Origin of the sequence: Metabacillus schmidteae (assembly GCF_903166545.1) — a bacterium.
Lineage (GTDB): Bacteria > Bacillota > Bacilli > Bacillales > Bacillaceae > Metabacillus > Metabacillus schmidteae.
Window position 1 is genome coordinate 3,573,166 of record NZ_CAESCH010000001.1, and the last position, 22,316, is coordinate 3,595,481.

The window sequence follows — 22,316 nt, forward strand, 5'->3', positions numbered from 1 at the left end:
TTTTATATTAGATTATTTTTTTAAAACTATTAGACTAAATATTGACTTAAATAGTTTTTACTGATTATTATAGAATCCTTTCGAGATTTTAATGATTCTTCAAAAGCTTTATCTTCCACTTCAATTACTGAATAACCGAAATAACGGATATCGGTTAATGCAGACACATATTTACCCCAATCCACATCACCAAGACCTGGCAATTTAGGCGAAATGTACTGAAGTGGAGTTGCCATCATTCCAACATCATCCAAACGATCTTTGTATACTTTAATATCTTTAAAATGAATATGGAAAATTCTTTCTTTAAATTCATAAATCGGTTTAATATAATCAATCTGTTGCCAAACAAAGTGTGATGGATCGTAATTTAAACCGAAATTTTTATTAGGAATTAATTCAAACACCTTGCGGAAAATAGCTGGTGTTGTCATTAAATTCTGACCACCTGGCCATTCATCATTTGTAAATAACATTGGACAGTTTTCAATTGCTATTTTTACACCTAATCCTTCTGCAAAATCAACAATTGGTTTCCATACATCCGTCATTATTTGCAAATTTTCATCAATTGTTTTATTTTGATCTCTACCAATAAAAGTAGTAACCATATTTACATTCAATGCTTTTGCAGCTTCGATACATTTTTTAATATGCTCCACATAATAATGACTTTTATCTGCATCTGGATCTAAAGCATTTGGGTAATAAGCAATGGCAGAAATTTTAACCCCTTTTTCTTCTGTATAATTTTTTACATAATTGACATCTAATTGTTCTACATCAATATGAGTAACACCCGCATACTTTCTAACAGCCTTTCCTTTCGGCCATGCACATACTTCTACACATTTGAAACCATTTTCAGATGCATAATCAATAACTTCTTCAAATGTACATCCATCTAAAATGGCACTGTTAAAACCCAGTTTCATCGATTCACACTCCTTCTACTTCTAAAAACATTACTAATATGATTTCTTATAATTATTTTTGATTTCGCTTACATTCCTATCTTACCTTTTATTCATCAACTTTCCCTTTCATTAATTGTCATCCAAAATATAAATTTTCGTCCTATTTTTTCTTTCGATTACGATTTATTCTTGTAGGTTAAAATTTACAATGTTATTTTTAACCTCATAGCTAAAAAAGTCTTTTAAAGCCGAAGGGCTCTTTGACAATTAGCCAAAGAGCCCTTCGTAAAATAAAATTAACAAATTGATGATAATCGTTTATAACTATTGTTATTTTTTTCAAAAAATACTGGTTCCTGCTTTTCAGCCGATAAATAAAAATGATCAATAATATTCATCATATAAACACCATGTTCAGCAGGTGCTAATAACTCTTCTGAAGAAAGAATACTGTTTGTAAAGTGTTCAAATTCATTCTTTAACTTAATATTTGGATTAAGAATTGGTGAGATATCAACACAGGAATCTAAAATTTCCGAATGAATTTTTAATTCTCCATTAATAATACTCGCTCCACCTTTTGTTCCTAGTATTTCAATGAATGTTTGATCCTTATCAATATTTGAAGCCCAACTGAATTCAAAATTCACCGTAGCTCCATCTTGAAGACCAATAAATCCATTTGCACTATCCTCCACGTTGAAGATGCCATTTGGATTGCCTTTATATCCATTTCGATTTCTTTTATCCGTATGAGCAAAATTTTGATAAGTAGCGCCCGTCACATAAGTTGGCTCAGGCATTCCCATAAGGAATAATGCTAAATCAAGATAATGAACACCTAGATCAATCATTACCCCACCGCCAGCAACTTCTTTATTGGTAAACCAAGTCCCTCTCCCAGGTATACCACTTCGTCTAATCCAACCAGCTTTTGCCTTATATATATCGCCTAGGTAACCTTCATCAATACATTTCTTTAAATATACCGCTTCGTTAGTAAATCGGTTATTTAACCCAATCATTACGTTTTTACCAGATCTATTCTTCGCTTCGACAATTCTTTGGGCCTCTTTCCCATTAACAGCTAGTGGCTTTTCACAGTGAACATTCACTCCATTTTGTAGGGCATAAATCGTAATATCCGTGTGAAGCGAATTTGGTGTACATACACTGACAATATCTAAATCCTCTTTATTAATCATATCCTGATAATTTTTGTACATATTTGGAATTTTGTATGTTTCAGCAGCTTTCCTTGCATTTTCAATGTTCACATCACAGACAGCAACTAATTCAATATTAGAAAGGCTTGAGTAGTTACTTAGGTGTTTTTTTACTGCATTACTACCAGCACCAATCAATCCGTATCTAAGTTTTCTTTTAGTCATCTTCTTGTCCTCCTTTGTCTTTTAAAATAATAATTTCTTCATGTAGTCAATCGTAAAATCAATACCCTTTTCTCCCAATTCACCAGTCCACACGGGGGAATGAGGCTCAATACTTAGTCCACCTGTATAACCTTTAACTCTTAATATTGAAAAAAACGTTTTCCAATCTGTTTGATCAAGTCCTGCCGGAGGATCATCCACTCTTTGTCCGTTAACGATTAAGGAACCTTTTAAGTGAACATGATTAAATCGGTCTCCCCAATCTAACGTTTCTTGTAAATAATCTCCTCCAAAATAACGACTATGTGATGGGTCAAATTTGATTCCTAACTCTTTGACATGACCATGGATGATTTTCCATGCTTCTGGATTATGAACGAAATTTACTTTTCTACAATTATAAGAGGAGATGTTTACACCTTTTGGCTTTGCATAATCAATAAGAAGTGAAAAAAAGCGAATAGCCGCAGAACAGTTTTCATAATAGGAAAGTTCATCTACATAATTACACCCACTTACAAAATTAGAACATTCTAATTCACTTGCTACGTCAATTAACCTAAAACATTTTTCTAATTCTTCTTCTATTACACTTCCTTGATTATCAATACGAATCGATTTCCATCTACCTATCGATCCAACCTTAATTCCATACTCATTTATCCATCTCATTATGTTTTTTCTATTTTGATAAAACTCTTCTACATCTTGACCTTCATTTATACATAACTCTAAAAAGTCTAATCCCTTTTGTTTTGCATTCTGAAAACTTTCTTTAGTTGGTATTGCGATGATTCCAAGTTGCATCATTTAAAAACCCCTTCCTGCTTTGTTACATTCACTACATTTTATCTATTTACTCTTGTGGAGCAACTCTTCTAGTAAAATTTTAATCTTTTCTCATATTTACTTCTTTCTACTTCTTAACCAAATTGTTTTGATTCTTTATTCGAATTGTTTTAATATTTTAAAATACAAAAAAGAGATTAAAAATCAACGAGTGATTTTTAATCTCCTTTATATTCATTTTTACAAAAAATTAGACAAGTTTATAATTGTTTGATTTAAACCATAAGCCAACATCGACAGGACTTCACAATTATTTGCTCTTCATCCATAGAACTACTTGATTGTTGTGTATTTGCCGATTTATCTTCTATTCCTGCAGCAGACTCCTCCGAGATAGATGCTATTACTTCCACTGTATCACTTATTTGTGGCTTTTTTCTGGGCTATTGATGAAAGTTGATGTTGCTCCCTTAATTGTATCAACCATTTACGTTATAGATTTATTAATATCTTCGAACGTTTCACATGTTGTTCTAATTTCCACGCTTCCCTCTCCAACCTCGCTATAACCACTTTCAAGCGATTTAGTAACTTCTTTTGATTCATTTTCTTTTTATGAAATATCATAATGACTTTTATCTTTTTCTAAATATTTATATAAATAACCAATGTCATTTTCTTCTACAAATTCATAGCCTTCAGTCCCCTCCTTTTTCCTTCTAGGAGTTGTAAAAGATTTTGTTTGATTCTTTCGATATTGATGTGGGGTTGTATGAAAGGTATCTTTGAATAATTTATGGAATGCTTTTAAGTTAGTAAAGCCACACTCCATTGCGATCTGGATGATGGGTAAATCTGTTTCTAATAAGTAATAAAGAGCATGTTTAAGGCGAATCCCATTTAAATATTTAAGAAAGGATTGTCCCATTTGCTGTTGAAAATATCTGGATAAGTATGTGGGAGTTAATTGTTCAGTTTCTGCAAGTTCTTCTAGAGTAAGAGGATGCATGTACTGTTTCTCTATGTAGTCAGTAATTCTGTTCATTCTTTCGATATTCTTTTTGCTAGTTTGTTTTAATTCATGATGATTTTTCACTTTGAAGTTGGTCACAAGATGATAGATGGTGTCCAAAAGAAGGGAATGAACCTTTAAATCATAGCTTTTCTTTTTTTCTTTTACTGTTAGACATAACTGTGTCAGTAGTGTCCGAATTTTATTAAATTGCTGCTGGTTATCATGGAGAAAAGATAGGCATTGAAATCGTTCTTGTTCAATATTTTTGTAGCACTTTTTGATAAAAGAAATGGGGATTTGTACGAGTAAAATTGTATTGCCTTCGTCAGATTCAACTCCGTGAACTTCGTTACTATTAATAAGAAGAAGGTCGTTTTCATGTAAGATATAATCCTCCCTTCCAACATAGACGTGAACCTTACCTTTTAACACCGACAAGAATTCAATACGGTCGTGCCAATGCATCACAACGTATTTTACTGTTGTCATTAGTGAAAATACAGGCACTTCTTCGTTTACGACAACACTTTCGTAAGGATAGTTCATAAAAGTTCACCTCTGCTTACTAACTGTTTGTTCAGAATACATCTTTTTATACATTTCATTATCGATTGGATAAAATTTCATTGCAAGTATGCTGGCTATGTCACTCAACAGCGGTAAAACTAAGTAAAGACCAATTACTGTCCAAAAGAGGGCGGTTGTTGGTTCAGCACCAGCTGCATAACCCGCCGCTCCCATTGCTAATCCAACAATTGTACTTCCAAATGAACTAATCATTTTCTCAACAAAGGTAAAAGTAGCACCAACTGTACCAGGCATAAATCTTCCAGTTTTATAGGTATGATAATCAATAATATCAGCGATCATAGGATTCACATTTTGATCATTTAAACGCCTAAACAACAAATTCAAGGCCATTAACACAATAAACACGTTCATCACGGAAGTTTCATTTGCAAAAGGTCTGAAGATGATCAAAATGGTAGTTACTACAACACTCCCCCAAGCTCCTAAAACAAATGTTTTTTTCACTCCAAAACGAATGGCTATTCCTCCGGCAATAAATGCTCCAAAGAATGCTACTGGAGTGGAAACTGCTTTTACGAAAGGAAGTAAATCTAAATTTTTCACAGCATACATGTAAAAATAAACTGTTGATGCACTATTAACAGTACTGGCTAGTTTATCAGTTGATGCTGCAATCAAAAGCATTTGTAAGGCTCTATTTTCTTTAATCACTCCAAAATAATCTTTCAGCTTCATTTTCGTCGATGCTTTTATATCCATATAGAATTGTGGTTTATCCACGCCTACAATAGAAAAAAGACCGAGAATAAATAATAACAAGTGAAGTCCTAAAATAAGCAACAGGACTTTCATCCATCCTTCTTGAGAGCTCATTCCACCACTGTTTTGTAAAATCGGAACAATGGCACTAAAAATGATTAATTGAATACCAACCGAAAATAGCCCCCCTGTAATCCCCGAAATTGGTCTGTGTTTAGGATTCCTTGTTATGATCGAAAGGGCAGATTTATTAACTGTTGTCATACATGTATATCCTATCATCCAAATAGCATACCAACTAATAACCCAAATATAGTGATAATGTTGATGGATATAAAATGGAACAACTATTATCATAGCCAAGCTAATTGCTAGAAGGAAGGATCCTACTAGCAAAAATGGTGTAAATTTACCGATTCTTGTTTGTGTTCTATCTATCATTGATCCTACGACAGGATCTGTTATACCATCCAATAATCTCATCACTGTCATGATAAACCCAACAAATACTGGATTTAAATTTAGTGCCTCTGTTGAAAAAATGAGAAAGAACCCCATAAAGAAATAGAGGTGTACGTTAGAAGCTGCGGAACTTGATGGGAAAAGGACTACACGCCATGTGTCAAATAAGAAGTTAATAAAATTAGTCATAAAATTTCCCCACCCGTAAACTTACTATTTTCTTCGTACATTAACTTTACATAAAAGAGGGTTCGCCGTGCCAGATTAGAATAACTTTGTGGGGCACGACTAATGGAAAAACCATCCGTCATTGGATGGTTTTCTATTTGTTTCACCTGCATGATTTCTCTTGTTTAATATAAATTCAGAACAACTCTTATTTAATTTTCTTATTTTTTTTCAAATCAGGGCCTTTTCCTTCGTTTTCATCATTATAGGAAAGACCAAAGTTATATGCATATTTGTCGCCAGCAGCATTTACATAAACAAAATCTTCAATTTCCTCTTCAGCAAAACTAGGAACATCGCCAACTTCTCTTTCCACTGCATCCTCACTAGCTGGAATACCAAATGGAAGTTTTCCAACAGGATTGAATTTTCCAGTGACAACATCAAATACTGCATCTTGTGAAGTACCAAAAGTAGCGATTAATGCTGCAGCATTTGGTTCAAGTTCATTAATTAGCCACTGATTCGTAAAGTTGATTGCCGTAATGGTTGGAACTTTTTGTTGAATTTCAACAATTTTGTCTGTATTGAAAATTGCCGTTTCAGGCCCAACTGTAATACGTGGATTATTATCCCAGTTAGATTGCATTGGTTGAACAAATACATAAGCATGAGTTGCTTCCTCAACATGATCTACAAGTGTAATGTTAGGGAACTTCTCTTCAAGAGTTGCTTTTAAACTTGCTGTAAATGCAGCAGATTGTAATGGAGCTTTCTTTCGAATGTCTGCAGCTGGATCTGTCACTCCTCTTCCAGCGACTGCTCCAACAAAACCTTCAACATACAATTTAACATTTTCTAATTTTTCTTCTGTTAACGGTAATAGATTTTCACCATCAGTTTCATCATTACGCATTAGAACAACAGATTTACGGTGGGCTAATTCAGCAGCAGCAAATACTTCTGGGTTTTTATCACGATCCACCAGATCAAGAGCCTTTTGTGGATCTACATATGGATCATCAAAAAGTCCTAAATTCATCTTTTCAGTTAACAATAATGTAACCGACTCATTAATCGTTTCTTCTGTTACTAAACCTTCCTCAACCGCTTTAATTAAAGCGTCTGGACCAGAAGATCCCGAAACAATATCCGTTCCAGCATTGATTGCTTTTGCGTACTTTTCATGTAGTGGTAAATTTTCAGCACCCCATGCATTATCATCTACAGCACCAGTATCAGAGTTCACGTATCCTTTGAAGCCTAGTTCATCACGCAAAAATCCTAAGATACCTTTGTTAAGAGCAAAACCTACTTCTTCAAATTGCTCAGTTTGATTATACCACTCCAACCCCTGGTCTGAACTTGTGTTACTTGGGTAAGCATAATAAGGCATGACAGAAGATACACCTGCCTCAATTGCTTTTTCGAATGGAGGGATATGATAGTTTAATAGACTTCCAGTTGTAGGGTATGGATTGAATTTTCCATCTTCGAAGTGGGGGTCTAATCCGTCATCACGTGCTCCACCACCAGGGAAGTGCTTAACTGTAATGGCAACACTGTCTTTTCCGAGCTTATCACCTTGAAAACCTTTTATTGCATTATAAATCATTTCACCGGCAACTTCTGGATTTTCACCAAATGTGTCTTCAATTCTTGCCCAAAGTGGGTCTGTTCCGACATCTGCTGTGTAACCGTAAATTTTTCGAATACCAACAGCTTCCCATTCTTTTCTGGCAATGTCAGCAAACTCGTGCACTGCTTCTGCATCCCCACCTGCAGCAAATCCTAATGCTCCAGGCCAGAATGTATGTTGTCCTTCAGCCTCACCAATATTTGTGTAGTCCGTTGAAGCATGGTTACGAGGGTTTGATATAATTGTAACTGGAATCCCTAAGTCAAGGCCTTCTGCATATCTTTGAACCTGGTTGTTAAAGTTTGCTATAGTCCCTAAATTTGGTGTTGAGCGGAAAATGACATAACGCATATCTTGTTCAGAAAGTTGATTAATGCCCCCCTCAGTTAATAAATTTCCATCTTCCCCTGGGTTATTATTGATCCCGAAATTCACATTAATTTGCATTAAACCTGCTTTTTGATGTAGACTCATACGCTCTACTAAATCTTTAACACGTTGTTTGACTGGTTTTCTCCAATCCTCATACGTTTCTAGTTTTCCATTTCTGTTCGCATCTCTAAAATACTTGGCACCCTTTTTAATAGCTAACTCAGGAGAGCCAACTTCAATTTCTGGCTGATTTTTTGCTGCAGGTATTTTGTATGTTGGGATTGCACCAACACCTGTATATTCACTTGGTCCTGAATTTTCGAACTGTCCAAGGTTGCCACTATCTGCAGCTAGAGATGCTTGTGGCCCCAATACAGGAGCGACTATTGATAGGGCAAGTGTACTAGCCAATACTCTTTTTCTTAACTTTGAAATTTTATTTATTTTTTTCGATACTGAAGCCATGTTCTTCCTCCTCTTATTTAAGTGTTTTCATAGTAGGCTAAAACTAAAAACTAAAAAATGTAAACTACTAAAACAACCTTACTAGTAGCGCCCTCTTCTTGTACACGCTTACATTTTCCTAATCCAAACTAAACCACCCCCTTCAGTTTAGTGGTAAGCTTTAGTAGTTTAAGAAACTTATCCATTGTATTGGTTTAGCAAACTAATACACGCAAGATATTTATAGGGAGTAAATGATAGAATTCTAGTTGATGATTAAATGTAACTAGTTTTATCCTCCAAGATCTGTTATGCCTAAAGATTACTTAGGCATAACAGTCTTCTAATCTATTTTAGTAGTATTTCCGGTAAGTAAAGTGATAGTTGTGGTATGAATGTAACTAGTAATAAAACGATAATCATTGCTCCATAAAATGGAAGCATATTTTTGGCTGATTTTTCGATAGGGATTTTACCTATTGCACATCCAACAAACATACAGGTTCCTACAGGAGGAGTAACTAAACCAATTGCTAAGCTCAAGATAAGAACTACTCCAAATTGTACAGGATCCATTCCGACGCTTGTTGCTACTGGTAGTAAGATAGGTGTTGCGATAAGAATGAGTGGTGCCATATCCATGAACATTCCTAGTATTAATAAAATAAGAAGGATTAATAGTAATGTCACAACATCATTTGGCGAGATTGAAATTAATCCCTCTGTCACCATAGCTGGAACTTTTAATAAAGCCAAAAGCCACCCAAATGCTGATGAAGCAGCAATTAAAAACATAACCATCGCTAACGTATTGAAAGTTCTTTTTAAAATAACTCCCATTCTCGCAATAGGAATATCTCTATAAACAAAGAAAGTGATAATAAATGCATACAGGACTCCGATTGCAGCTGATTCAGTGGCTGTAAAGATACCACTTATTATTCCTCCAATAATAATGACAGCAGTTAACAAGCCCAATAGTCCCTCACGAATGATCTTTGGAACTTCTTCTCGTTTAATCGGTTCTCCCTTTGGATACTTTCTCTTTACGGCAATCATATACGTGATGATCATCAACACCAAACCTAATAACAAACCCGGTACTAAACCACCCATAAAAAGTGAGCCAACTGAAACACCACCAGCTGCTGTTGAATAGATAATCATGTTGTGGCTAGGTGGAATCATAACCCCTTGGGCTGCACTGGATATCGTTACGTTAACAGCATAATCAGAATCATAGCCTTTCTTTTTCATCATCGGTATTAATACAGAACCTATTGAAGAAACATCTGCAACAGCTGACCCTGAAATTCCTCCAAAAAAAGTACTTGCTAACACGTTTACCATAGCTAGCCCACCACGTACTTTACCGATTATGACATTAGATAAATTGATAAGTCGTCGGGAAATACCACCTTCATTCATGATCTCACCTGCTAAGATAAAGAAAGGAATAGCTAAGAGAGAAAAGGAATTTAATCCACCAACCATTCGTTGAACTAAAGCTGCTAAGTCTATATCTAAGTACATTCCGGTTAGAAATGATGATACGACTAAACATAGGGCAACAGGAACCCGTAAAAGTAAAAGTATAAAAAAGCTCCCCATTAAAACGAAAACACCCATTGTTCATCACTCCTCTGTATTTTCTTCCCATTCTTGATGCATACCTTTTTTAAAAAGCAATTCAACCCCATATATAACCATTAAAATACCTGATGCAGGAATTGCGCCATATAAGACACTCTGAGGTAATCCTGTTCCTGACATCGTGGAGTTTCCCATCAATATGGTGAATTTCACTCCAAAATATGTGAACACAATTCCTACTGTAATGACGATGATCTTTGTTATGATATCCAAGAATGCTTGCGCTTTCTTTGGGAGCATTCCAACAAAGACTCCTACACCGATATGAAGTTTTTCTCGAAATCCTACAGCTATTCCAATAAAACTCACCCAAATTAGCAAGAGCAAGGAAACTTCTGCAGACCAACGAGGTGTGTAACTAAAAAAATATCGAGAAAATACTGTCGCTGAAACAATGATTGCCATGATAGCAATAAAGGTCATCGCAATTGTGTCTACCCCTTGGTCAAACCCATTTTTAACTTTTTTGTAAGCTTTCATATGCAAGGGCCTCCTAACTTTTCATGCTCTAACACCTGCAATCCTTTTATAAGACATTCATGAATAGGAGGTTATTTAAACTTGCTATTCATGAATGCCTTATGTTAAAGAATTATGGTTATGTTGTTTGTAGCATAAGCTTTATTATTTGAACGTTGATTTTTTTGTAATTCTAATTAACCTATTTAAAAGGGATATTTTGCCATGTTCACTAATAGGAGATATACTCCTACTAATGAACATGAACTATTTTTTTAATTTAATAGATTACTCATTTTCGATTTTTTCGATCCACTCACTATAATCTCCACCGTGCTTATCATAAACAGACTGAACAGCTTCTCTCCATGGAGTTGTATCTTCAATTACAACAACTTCATTACCAGCTTCTTCAATTGCTTTCTTTGATTCCTCTGTTAATTTGTCCCATGCTTCACGTTGTGCAGTCTGGGACTCAATTGCTGCTTCTTTAAAAGCTTCTTTATCTTCGTCACTTAATTTATCCCATAGTGATTTTGAAGCCATTAATACTTCAGGTACTCCAGAGTGATTATCTAATGTGAAATACTTTGCCACCTCGTAATGGTTAGAAGAATAATAACTAGGATAGTTATTCTCAGCTCCATCAATAACACCTGTTTGTAATGCTGAATACACTTCATCATAAGCCATCGGTGTTGCTGATGCCCCTAAAGCCTCGACTAAATCTACAAATAAAGCTGACTGCTGAACACGAATTTTAAGTCCTTTCATATCTTCTGGTGATTCAACAGGTTGTTTTGAATTATAGAAACTTCTGTTACCAGAATCATAATACGTTAAGCCCACAATATTAGCTGATTCTAGTGTTCCTAAAATTTCTTCTCCTACTTCACCATTAAGTACGTTCCATTTGTGGTCTTCATCTTTAAAGATGTATGGCATTTGTAGCACACCAATCTCTTTTGAGAACTCAGCAAGAGGTACAGCATTCGTTCTCGCTAAATCCATTGTTCCAAGTTGCATTTGTTCTATGACACTTTTTTCATCACCAAGTTGACCACCTGAGTACACCTCAACCTTATAACGACCATCTGTTTTTTCCTCTACTAATTTCGCAAATTCTTTATCACCAATTGTTGTTGGATAATCATCTGGTTGATTCTCCGCTAATTTTAGTACGATTGGTTCTTTATTACCTTCATTTCCTCCACTTTCTTCATTCGAAGTAGATTCGGAATTTCCACATGCAGCTAAGACACTTCCCGCTAATAACAATGACATTGATATCAAAGATAACTTTTTCTTTTTCACCATAATTCCCCCTATAACATTTATTAGTTCACCAAACAAACTAATGTTTCATTTCCAATAATGTAATGATTACATGACGATGTTTCCTCACTCCCTCACACTGAATTAATAACGCTTACATTTATAATTTACAGGACTAAATAGCATTTAGTAATGTTGTAACTTTAGGAGATTATATGTTTTCTTTAGGTTTATTTTTTAGATCTTTCCTTCTATTTTATTTGTGAACAGGAAAAAACCCGCCATTCTAGCGGGTTCTTAGTCAAATAAATGACTTTAAATATCCTTTTTTATAACATTTGTTTTATATTGATTTGGAGTCATTCCATAGGTTTTCTTAAACACATGATAAAAATGACTAGAATTTGTATAGCCGACTTCAAGAACGATATTATCAATTGTCATATCTGTATTTTTAAGTAATTTACTTGCTTCTGTCATTCGAACCTCAATTAGTAACTCTTTTAAAGTTTTACCAAATTCTTTTTTAATAAGGCTACTTAGGTAACTTGGATGAAAATTAAAGTATTCTGCCATTTCATTAAGTTTAATATCTTTATATCGATCTCTAATATACTTTAAAATCTTTCCCTTTACCTTATGTTGTTCATCCTTAATACCTTCACCAGTCCTAGTCGTAATTTCTCTTGATAATTCTGTAAAAAATATGAGGAAATAACCGTTAATAGCTGCTGTAGATCTTTCTTCTGTTGAATAGTATTCTAGCAGGAGGTTCTCTAAAATTTTCTGAATTAAAGTACCTTCTTTTACATGGTGGTTCAAAAAATTTTGTGACTTACTCTTAGAGTAAAGACTATTGATGACAAAATTCGAAATATAGTTTTTATCGGATAATAAATACATAAATATTCCATCGAAAAATTTAGGAGTCAAGGTAATATTAACAACCACATCAGATTCACCTAAAGGTAAAGAGCTATGCAAAACATTTCTATCTAGGATACATAAGTCCCCTTTATTCATTTGAATTTGTCTTCCTTTTATCTCCTGAATAAAAGTACCTTGTAAAACATACACAATTTCAATGTATTCATGTTTGTGTTCTAAAATAGGTATAAATTTTGTTTTTCTCCTGATTGTAAAATTATGTAATTTATCCACATCGTTGGGATAAGAAGTAACAATTCCATTCTCGTCTCTTTCCATAATTATTTTTCCATCATTATACTTATTCTTAAGAATTTCAAGTATTTGATTTATGTCTTTTGGGAAATGATCAAGAGTCTGCAATATATTTTCTTCAATGTCAGTTCTAGAATTAATTCTCTGAAACAATTCGTCATAACCTTTGAGTCTCATTGATATATCCTCCCATCTTTGAAGGTTAGATTATAATGGTTTCTCTTATATTAACATTTGTTTTATCGTTTTACAGTGTCTTTAAATTTCCACAAAAAAAGAACAAGCTAATTTTCTTTTGGAAAATCGACTTGTTCTATAGAATGAATGTACATCTTGTAGATCGCTTACATTTCTTTGTTTATCTAACTAAACCACTTAAATTTGATGGTGAGTTATAGCTGATTAGGAAATGAAAAACAAAAAATGATTTTGTTATTCACTTATTTCCCAAGTAGTAACTGTATCTGTAACATTCGTTCCGTCTTCTTTTTCAGCTGTTGCAATTACTTCATTGCCACTTTCATTAAGTTCTACACTATCCCAAACAAATACACCTGGTTGCTGCACTGTACCCTTACCGTAATCTATACCGTTTACAGTTAATGTCACTTCTTCTAGATTCGAATAAACTTTTACAGGTGTAGTACTATCTTCTCTTTCAGAAAATCTTTTGCTTGTGATATGGACAAATTGGTCTTCTTTATTCCATTGTGCCTTATAAAAATAGAATGCATCTTTCTTAGTCTGGCGATCATGTGATACAAGCCCTTTAGTATTAATACCTGGTGTTGAGGCCTCATTTTTCCCGGAAACTCCAAAGTCAAACATATTCCATACATGTGTTGCCCATAACCAAGGACGCTCACTGATGATGCTCCATGCACTTTCATGAAGATAATTTTGATATTCTTCTGGTTGGAATGGACCACGAGAAGAAAACTCGTTTACGGTATTCCATTTGTTGATAAAGTCTTCATCAATCACATCATGCTGATATGGGTTTGCTCCTCCACCATACTCGGATATACCTAATGGAACATTTGGGTTTTCTTCATGTAATGTATCAAGATATTGAGCTAAATCTCCAGCTTTATTATAATACCAACCAAAATAGGTATTAAAAGAGGCAATATCTATACCTGCATTTTCATTCCAAGCTATATGTCTATCCAAAATATCCTTATATTGTGGATCACGGGATGAATTACCCTGAATAGCGTGAGTAGTCGGTCTGTTAGGATCTAATTCTTCTGCAGTAGTAGCCAAACGCTTAATCAATTCAGTTGCCGCAGCATACTGCTCTTCACGACTTACACTATTATCAGGAGTATAATAACCTCTTCCTCCAAATTCGTTTTGAAGGCCCCATGTTACTATTGAAGGATGATTATAGTTTTGTTTAATCATCTCAGTTAATTGCTTCTCAGCATTGTTTGAAAATTCTTCTGTTAGTGTCATAAAGTTTACTAATGGAATCTCAGCCCAAACCACTAATCCCATTTCATCAGCCTTATCGTAAACATACTGTGAGTGTGGGTAATGAGCGACCCTCAGTGTGTTAGCACCAATTTCCTTAATCAGTTCAAAATCCTCTGCCCTGACTTCATCTGGTACTGCATTCCCATAACCTTTTCTATCTTGGTGGATGTTAACACCATGCAGTGGGTAACTTGCACCATTTAATATGAATCCTTTATCAGGATCCACAGAGAAATAACGGAACCCTACTTTTTCATTTACTTGGTCAATTACTTTGCCTTTTCTTGTTACAGTAACTTCAACAGTATATTGGTAAGGATCCTTTGTACCATTCCAAAGGTGTGGATTATTTACTTTCATTTTCCCTGTAAATTCAGCACTATCTCCTGACACCTCTGCAGATTTTAACTTTTTCCCATCAATCTTTAATTCAGTTCTTGATCTAACTTTTCCCTCTGCAGATTTTATTTCAGCTCTAACTTCTATAGAGTTAGATTTGCTATTTGCATCATCACTGCTTACTTTAACTGGCACTGTAAGGTTTACTTCTGCCTTTTTCTCAATGGATTTATTGTTAGGAATGGTTACGTATACACCTCTTGAACTATCATCTTCAACTTCAATATGGGTTTTATCCGTAACGATTAGATTTATACTTCTGTAAATACCACCAAAAAAGGTGAAGTCTCCTGATAGTGGAGCTGAATCTTTTACTTCATTGTTTACTCTTACTGCTACAATATTTTTTTGTCCATATTTTACATGGTCTGAAATATCAACTGTAAATGCAAGATAGCCACCTATATTAGTATGCACTGACTTGCCATTAACAAAAACTTCTGCCTCTTTATTTGCAGCTTCAAATTGTAAGAATAATTCTTTATCTTTATAACTATTAGGAATAGTCAATTCTTTTCTGTACCATCCATCTCCTTGATAATATTCACCAATGTCAATACCATCCTCTGCGTTCCATGTATGAGGAAGGCTTATTTGTTGCCAACTACTATCGTTAAAATTTGTTGCACTAAAATTTTCATCTGCACTTTGAACACCCTTGTAGAATGTCCAATCCTCATCAATATTTTCTACAATTCTACCTGTATTGACTACTCCAACTTTCTTATTGTTCTTTCCACCTTGGTCTGCACTCACACTTGGTATAACTAGTGAACCTAGAAACAATAAAACAACCATAAACAGTGCGGACTTTTTAAAATTAGTTGATAATATTGACAACACTCTCTCCCCTTTTCATTATTGTAATAGCATCTTTAAATGACGATGTTTTTTCATCTCCTTACCTCTTTCGTTAAAACGCTTACAATAAATGATTTTACAAGCTTAATAATTTTTAAGTAATGTTATTTATTTAGGAGAGTATATGTTTTTTTAGGTTTATCTTATAAAATTAAATTACCCAATAATTTTGTGTACAGGAAAAAACCCGCCATTCTTGCGGGTTTTTAGTCACATAAAAATATATCAAAATATAATAAGTTAGGATGTAATTTTTAATAGCTTAGTTCATTCAGACTTTAAACCTCCTTTTTTATTACATTTGTTTTATATTGGTTTGGAGTCATTCCATAGGTCTTCTTGAACACTTTATAAAAATGACTATAATTTGTATAACCAACTTCATGAACGATATTTTCAACTGTCATATCTGTATTTTTAAGCAATTTACTTGCTTCTGTCATTCGAACCTCAAGTAGTATATCTTTCAAATTTTTACCAAACTCTTTTTTAATAAGGCTGCTTAGGTAACTTGGATGAAAATTAAAGTAATTTGCCATTTCATTAAGAGTAGTATCTTTATATTGTTCTCTAATGTACTTTAAAATCTTTTCCTTTACCTTATGTTGTTCAACATTAATATGTTCTCCAGATCTATCACTTATTTCTCTTGATAATTCTGTAAATAGAATGAGGAAATAACCGTTAATAGCTGTCGAAGATTTAAGTTCTGGTGAATAATATTCTAGCAGGAGATTCTCTAAAATTTTCTGTATCATTGTACCTTCTTTTACATGATGTTTTAAGAAATTTTGTGACTTACTCTTAGAGTAAAGACTATTGATGATAAAATTCGAAATATTATTATCATCAGACAATAAATACATAAAAATACCATCGAAAAATTCAGGTGTCAAGATAATATTGACAACCAAATCTGATTCACCTAAAGGTAAAGAACTATGCACGACATTTTTGTCCAAAATACATAAGTCCCCTTTATTCATTTGGATTTGCCTTCCTTTTATCTCCTGAATAAAACTACCTTGTAAAACATATACGATTTCAATATATTCATGTTTGTGTTCAAAAATAGGTATATATTTTAGTTTTCTCCTTATGGCAACCTTATTTATTCTTACCTCATTATTAGGATAAGAAGTAACAATTCCATTTTTGTCATTTTCCATAATAATTTTCCTGTCTTTACCCTCTACCTTATTATTAGGAATTGCAAGTGGTAGTTTGTTATTTTTTTGGAAATTATCAAGAGTCTGCAATATATGTTCTTCGATGTCAGTTCTAGTATTAATTACATCAAACAATTCTTCATAACTTTTGAGTCTCATCGATATATGCTCCTATCTTTGAAGGTAAAATTATAATGGTTTCTATTATTTTAGCATTTGTTTTATAATTTTAAATAGTCTTTAAACATCCACATTTTATTAAAATGAATAATTACCAAGTGTTTAAGTATTTTATTTAAAGCTTGTAGGTTTAGAGATTTCTATTAAATAAGAAGGAGGTTATTTTCATGAAATATAGTTTTCTCTTCCAACGTAAACGTAAACTTTCCCTTTAACACTAATAAAAACTCTATTCAGTCATGCTATTACATGGCGACGTATTTGACTGTTGTCATCAGTAAGAATACGGGTACCTCTACATTTACCACGATTCTTTCGTATGGGTATTAATATGATATCCCCCTTTTATCTGCAACTCTTTCATATCTCTTCGATTAAAAAGACTAAATACCTTCTTATCTATAAATGAAATAAAAATAAGATTAAAAACCTTTTCAAGATTTTTAATCTTATTTTTATTTTATTACGAGAACCTATCAATAGTTAAACCCTATGTTCTTGTTCCGAAAAAAGGCAAAGGAATGCAGAAACCCTAACTCCTTGGGTAAGAATCTATTTGTGTTTTCTCTTTTTCCCTATTCTAAAAAGGAGAAATAAGAAAGGATGTCCTAAAGCTAGGCTTTCACGACATCCTTCATGTTTTACACAACTCACATCGTGCTAATATCAATAACAATTGATAATTCACATCTGAAGCTAATACTCGTTCGTATGCTTCGTCAATTTGATTGGCCGAAATCACTTCAATTGTAGGAAACAATATTATGTTCTGCACAGAAATCCTACATTTTTTAATATCGAGAAATATACTCAGTTTGAGCTTCATACAAAAACCACATATCAATCTTCAACTAAATCAAAACTAACGCGTATATCACCGTCACCGACTGCTTGAGCAAATCTTTCCACGTCCTCGATATAACCGAGACGAGTGTAGCTAAAAGAACTTGAGATGCTTTCATAGAATAATACCAAGCAATTGTCCCCATAAAGCATAATATCTCCCGCATTAATATTTCCGGGTATCTCAGATTCTGTCGGGAGTTTATCTGAAAAGTAATAGAACTTTTCATTTCTATGAAGATCCTCCATATCTATGCTTAAGGGGAGTTTTTCAATGAGTGCATGTGTTGTTTGGTTATCATAAAGCCTTGCTAAGAATACTTCGTCGCCTATTGTAATGTTTAGCTCACTAGTTAGTGGGGGTGACATTTCATCCTCATCCCTTCCTTGGATAGTTTCACTGCTTGGCCCTTCTTCTACATTCGTCTCTTCACTTTCTTGGTTAGTTTCACTACTGGGCATTTCCTCTACATTCATATCTTCTCTTTCATTTGTTTCAGTAGTAGAACAAGCAGTCAGACCAAAGCTGATAATAAACATACATAGTATTAAAAGCACTTTTTTCATTACAGATATTCCTTTCTTTATAAAATTAATTAAGTACTTTTAATTCAATACAAATCACCTCGTAATCTGCAGATAACACGAAAACAGCAGGATTACTACGTACTGTTTTCGATTTTTTTAAGAATTTTTGCAGGTACACCGCCAACAATAACGTTAGGCGGTACATCCTTGGTGACAACAGCACCAGCGGCGACTATAGCACCATCACCAATGGTCACACCAGGAACAACTGTCGCGTTTGCTCCAATCCATACATTATTACCTATCACTATGGGCGCAGGATGCATCGTACTGCGTTTGTTGGGATTAATGTCGTGATTAAGGGTAGCCAAAACAACATTGTGTCCGATGAGCGCCCCATCGCCAATTGTAATGCCACCCTGATCTTGAAAACGACATCCTGAATTGATAAAGACATTCTTTCCCATTTTGATATTTTTACCACAGTCTGTATAAAAAGGGGGAAACAAAGCAAATGTCTCATCCACTGGACTGCCTATTAAGTCAGAAAATAATTTACGAATTTCTTCCGGGGGATGATAGCTTCCGTTGATCTGTGCAATCATTTTCAGGGCTTCCTGTGATATTGTATGCATCATTTGATGTATTTCTGATCCCCCCTCAACCGTCTCACCACGGTTCAAGTGTGCTAAAAATTCACGAATTTCCATTGACATTCTCCTTATCGATATATGACTCCTTAAGATATTGTTTTGCTTCCATATCATTCCCTATATTTACTGTACGAGGAAGTATTATCGTGTACCGGCAGACGACCAAGTAATTATTTGGGAATTTCGGTGTCCATAACTATATTCATAAGAATCAGGAATGGGTTTTCACTTGGAATCGAGCCATCAAGATTTATTCTAAAACTTTTCCACCTTATGAATCGAGACCTTGTGGAATATTTGGTTCAGATGCATCTCCAGACGGTAACATAAAAGGCATAGTAGGTTTGTTATGGAAGTTAGATTATTACGTTACTTTTTTACCGTTGCATAAAAACCATCAAATCATGCGTTCCTAAAAAGTCTACTGCCGTACTGAAATCTTCTACAATTGCTTCTGGAAAGGCGATATTACATGGTTCCCAACCACTTTCTCCATTATAGGAAGCATCAAAGGCAATTAAGACCAGAGCAGTTATTCTAGATGTTGCTAATAATTTTTTGTTCATTTTAAACCTCCCACTATTTGTTTTATCTTTTCAAGAACATCTTAAATTGATAGAATTCAAATAACAAATACCTATATTAAATAGCTCAATATACACAAAAGGCATAGGAGGTTTCGTTATGGAAATTCGAATATTACGTTACTTTATTGCTGTCGCAAATCAACAAAGTATTTCTGCAGCAGCAAAATATTTACATATATCACAACCCACATTATCGAGACAATTAAGTGACTTGGAAGCCGAATTAGGCACCTCTTTATTCATCAGAGGGAATCGAAAAATTACCTTAACAGAAGAAGGGGTATTCTTACTAATAAAAGCGAAAGAAATTGTGGGATTAGTCGATAAAACAGAAGCTAATTTTAACCAACTTGAAGAAATTATCAGCGGAGAAATATACATCGGTGGCGGTGAAACAGAAGCAATGCATTTTATTGCCGAAACCTTAAAGGACTTACTGAAGGATCATCCAGCAATTCAATTTCATTTATACAGCGGAAATGCAGACGATATTATGGATAAGTTAGACAGTGGATTGTTAGACTTTGGTATCGTCATCGAACCAACAGATAAGCAAAAATACGAATATATACAATTACCAGCTAAAGATGTTTGGGGAGTATTAATGCGTAAAGATAGTTCATTGGCAAATAAACCATCGATACAACCAGCGGATTTACTAGATAAGCCTTTAATAATCTCTCGTCAAACAACTGTCGATAACGAGCTATCCGGATGGTTTGGACAGAATGTTAAAGATTTAAATATTACTGGAACGTATAACTTACTTTATAACGCTGCACGAATGGTAGAAAAAAATCTTGGATATGCCTTGTGTTTAGATAAACTTATTAACACATCAGGAGATAGCAAACTTTGCTTTAAACCTCTGAACCCTAAATTACAAGCAGGATTAAATATTATTTGGAAAAAACATCAAGTGTTCTCAAATGCAGCAAGTAAATTTTTAGATCAAATTAGATATAATATTGAAAAGTATAATCAAAATTCCTAATCGTAAAATTTCAATTTTAGCTATAATTAAATCCGTTTCAAATCCTCCCATTATGTTATTTTTTTGGAATAACTCAGGCGATTGCTCATTTATAACACAATTTAAAAATTCTTTATATTCTTCCTTCCAAGTAACCAAGAGGGGGGCTATCCCTTAAGTGGATAAAGATAACATTAAAACAAATACTATCAATACAAGTTAAAAAAGGAGGAATAAACTTGAGAGTTTTTTTTGTAGCATTCTTCATTTTGTTCTTAACAACATTGACAAATGTTACCATTGACCTTATTGGTGGTGATACACTGTTCGAAGCATTAACTACTCTACAAAAAACATTTAATATTATTGGAGCCGGGGAATATGTCATGTTAACATTTCTAGTCTTCATTATTATTGGCAATCAAATCTACCAGTATCTGAAAAATAAAAATCAACAAAAAGCTTAATTCTTTTTTTGTTTTAAATGATTACGAATCATTGATACAATTAACAATAGTACTGGGAAATACAAAAAAACTGGAAAAACAAGCGGTCGTAACCCCTCTTTCCCTTCTGCCATATATCCGGAAAAGTTAGTCGCTACTGTCATAGCCGAAAAGATAATAATTCCTCCGACCGGTAACAAAATCTGCTGATGATTTTTCAACTTAAATAAGTCGACTATTCCAATGACAGCTCCATATATAAAAAGCGATCCTTTGAAGAATACAGTAATTAACATCGTAAACACAACAATTGCATCGAGTCTTTGAATAAATTCCAGCAGATTGACCTTTCCGATTGTCGCTAGTGTAGGAAAGGTGGTTCGTTCCATGACATCAACGCCTAGAACCGCGATATTTAAACTAGCTGTCCAGCTTAATACAAGTCCACTTAACAATAAGGCAGACATCCAAACTTTTTTTACTGAACCAGACTTATTTAGATAAGGAAGTAGCATGGTAAAAACAACCATTTCCCCAAATGGAAAATGAGCTGATTCTAAAACAGCAGTTGATAAGATCGGCTTCCACCCATTCTCTAGAAAGGGCCTCAAATTATGCAACTCAAAATTTCCAGAAACAAGGATAAAAAAATTCCCGGCAACTCCTAACAAAAACAATATGATAATAAAAACCTCCGCTGTTCTTGCTAACACTTCAATTCCCTGGTAGAGAACATAACAAATGACGAGGACGAATGAGATTTGAATTGTTAAGAGCGGTGTTTCAGTCATAGTGGATGAAACAAGCAATTCACTAAAGTCACGAACCTGTCGAGTTGCAATTTGCAAAAAATAGAGAACATAAAATAAACCGATTATCCACCCTAAATATTTTCCTAGTATTTCCCTTGCATAGCCAGTAATAGGTAGCTTCGGATAGTAACAAAATAACCGATAGTAAATAAAAAATAAGCCGACTCCTAAAGACATTCCTAAAAGGATGGCAAGCCAAGCATCTTTTTTTGCAACTATACCATAACTTACGACCACTGCTGTCCCTAGATTAAACATAAACATCATGGCAAATAATTGAATTCCGCTAACCTTGGCTTTTTCCATCTCCAGCAATTCCTTTCTCATCAA

At 34.1% G+C, this 22,316-nt stretch carries 18 protein-coding genes and 1 pseudogene; 2 read left to right on the top strand and 17 right to left on the bottom strand.

What is annotated here, in order from left to right:
• Positions 1-29 precede the first annotated feature (29 nt).
• From HWV59_RS17370 to HWV59_RS17445, 16 genes and pseudogenes are all read right to left on the bottom strand, one after another.
• On the bottom strand, positions 30-935 hold the full coding sequence (locus tag HWV59_RS17370) for a sugar phosphate isomerase/epimerase family protein (protein WP_175639630.1): 906 nt from the start codon (positions 933-935) through the stop codon (positions 30-32).
• A 278-nt stretch (positions 936-1,213) separates the two neighbouring features.
• Positions 1,214-2,308, bottom strand: a complete 1,095-nt coding sequence (locus HWV59_RS17375; protein ID WP_175639631.1) for a Gfo/Idh/MocA family protein — start codon at positions 2,306-2,308, stop codon at positions 1,214-1,216.
• 21 nt (positions 2,309-2,329) lie between these two features.
• Positions 2,330-3,118, bottom strand: a complete 789-nt coding sequence (locus HWV59_RS17380; protein ID WP_175639632.1) for a sugar phosphate isomerase/epimerase family protein — start codon at positions 3,116-3,118, stop codon at positions 2,330-2,332.
• Positions 3,119-3,710: 592 nt separating this feature from the next.
• Positions 3,711-4,658 (bottom strand): AraC family transcriptional regulator, encoded by a 948-nt coding sequence (locus HWV59_RS17385; RefSeq protein WP_175639633.1) that lies wholly within the window; start codon positions 4,656-4,658, stop codon positions 3,711-3,713.
• Between the two features lie 6 nt (positions 4,659-4,664).
• The gene (locus HWV59_RS17390) at positions 4,665-6,053 is read right to left on the bottom strand and encodes an MFS transporter (protein ID WP_175639634.1); all 1,389 of its coding nucleotides are present in this window, start codon (positions 6,051-6,053) and stop codon (positions 4,665-4,667) included.
• Positions 6,054-6,240: 187 nt separating this feature from the next.
• Complete coding sequence (locus HWV59_RS17395) at positions 6,241-8,508, bottom strand: glycoside hydrolase family 3 protein (RefSeq protein ID WP_175639635.1); 2,268 nt, start codon at positions 8,506-8,508, stop codon at positions 6,241-6,243.
• Between the two features lie 327 nt (positions 8,509-8,835).
• On the bottom strand, positions 8,836-10,116 hold the full coding sequence (locus HWV59_RS17400) for a TRAP transporter large permease (protein ID WP_175639636.1): 1,281 nt from the start codon (positions 10,114-10,116) through the stop codon (positions 8,836-8,838).
• A 6-nt stretch (positions 10,117-10,122) separates the two neighbouring features.
• The gene (locus HWV59_RS17405) at positions 10,123-10,620 is read right to left on the bottom strand and encodes a TRAP transporter small permease (RefSeq protein WP_175639637.1); all 498 of its coding nucleotides are present in this window, start codon (positions 10,618-10,620) and stop codon (positions 10,123-10,125) included.
• Positions 10,621-10,887: 267 nt separating this feature from the next.
• Positions 10,888-11,916 (bottom strand): TRAP transporter substrate-binding protein, encoded by a 1,029-nt coding sequence (locus HWV59_RS17410; RefSeq protein WP_175639638.1) that lies wholly within the window; start codon positions 11,914-11,916, stop codon positions 10,888-10,890.
• Between the two features lie 273 nt (positions 11,917-12,189).
• Positions 12,190-13,233 carry an AraC family transcriptional regulator gene (locus HWV59_RS17415; RefSeq protein ID WP_175639639.1) on the bottom strand — a complete coding sequence of 348 codons (1,044 nt, stop codon included), beginning with the start codon at positions 13,231-13,233 and terminating at the stop codon, positions 12,190-12,192.
• A gap of 255 nt (positions 13,234-13,488) precedes the next feature.
• Entirely contained in the window at positions 13,489-15,774 is a 2,286-nt protein-coding gene (locus tag HWV59_RS17420; protein WP_175639640.1) for a glycoside hydrolase family 2 protein, read from the bottom strand.
• Positions 15,775-16,073: 299 nt separating this feature from the next.
• Positions 16,074-17,123, bottom strand: coding sequence for an AraC family transcriptional regulator (locus tag HWV59_RS17425; protein ID WP_175639641.1), 1,050 nt, complete (start codon positions 17,121-17,123; stop codon positions 16,074-16,076).
• A 671-nt stretch (positions 17,124-17,794) separates the two neighbouring features.
• A pseudogene (locus tag HWV59_RS27560) lies at positions 17,795-17,926 on the bottom strand (alcohol dehydrogenase); the annotation flags it as partial.
• Between the two features lie 58 nt (positions 17,927-17,984).
• Positions 17,985-18,554: a cyclophilin-like fold protein gene (locus HWV59_RS17435; RefSeq protein WP_217708473.1), complete on the bottom strand. Its 570-nt coding sequence runs from the start codon at positions 18,552-18,554 to the stop codon at positions 17,985-17,987.
• 95 nt (positions 18,555-18,649) lie between these two features.
• Entirely contained in the window at positions 18,650-19,225 is a 576-nt protein-coding gene (locus HWV59_RS17440) for a DapH/DapD/GlmU-related protein (RefSeq protein ID WP_175639642.1), read from the bottom strand.
• A 320-nt stretch (positions 19,226-19,545) separates the two neighbouring features.
• Positions 19,546-19,734, bottom strand: a complete 189-nt coding sequence (locus HWV59_RS17445; RefSeq protein WP_175637772.1) for a hypothetical protein — start codon at positions 19,732-19,734, stop codon at positions 19,546-19,548.
• Positions 19,735-19,852: 118 nt separating this feature from the next.
• On the opposite strand from HWV59_RS17445, the gene HWV59_RS17450 reads away from it, so the two are divergent.
• Complete coding sequence (locus HWV59_RS17450; RefSeq protein ID WP_175639643.1) at positions 19,853-20,749, top strand: LysR family transcriptional regulator; 897 nt, start codon at positions 19,853-19,855, stop codon at positions 20,747-20,749.
• Between the two features lie 218 nt (positions 20,750-20,967).
• On the top strand, positions 20,968-21,195 hold the full coding sequence (locus HWV59_RS17455) for a hypothetical protein (RefSeq protein ID WP_175639644.1): 228 nt from the start codon (positions 20,968-20,970) through the stop codon (positions 21,193-21,195).
• Here HWV59_RS17455 and HWV59_RS17460 read toward each other — a convergent pair.
• Positions 21,192-22,292, bottom strand: coding sequence for a GerAB/ArcD/ProY family transporter (locus HWV59_RS17460; RefSeq protein ID WP_175639645.1), 1,101 nt, complete (start codon positions 22,290-22,292; stop codon positions 21,192-21,194). The two genes, HWV59_RS17455 and HWV59_RS17460, sit on opposite strands and share 4 nt — an antisense overlap.
• Positions 22,293-22,316 lie beyond the last annotated feature (24 nt).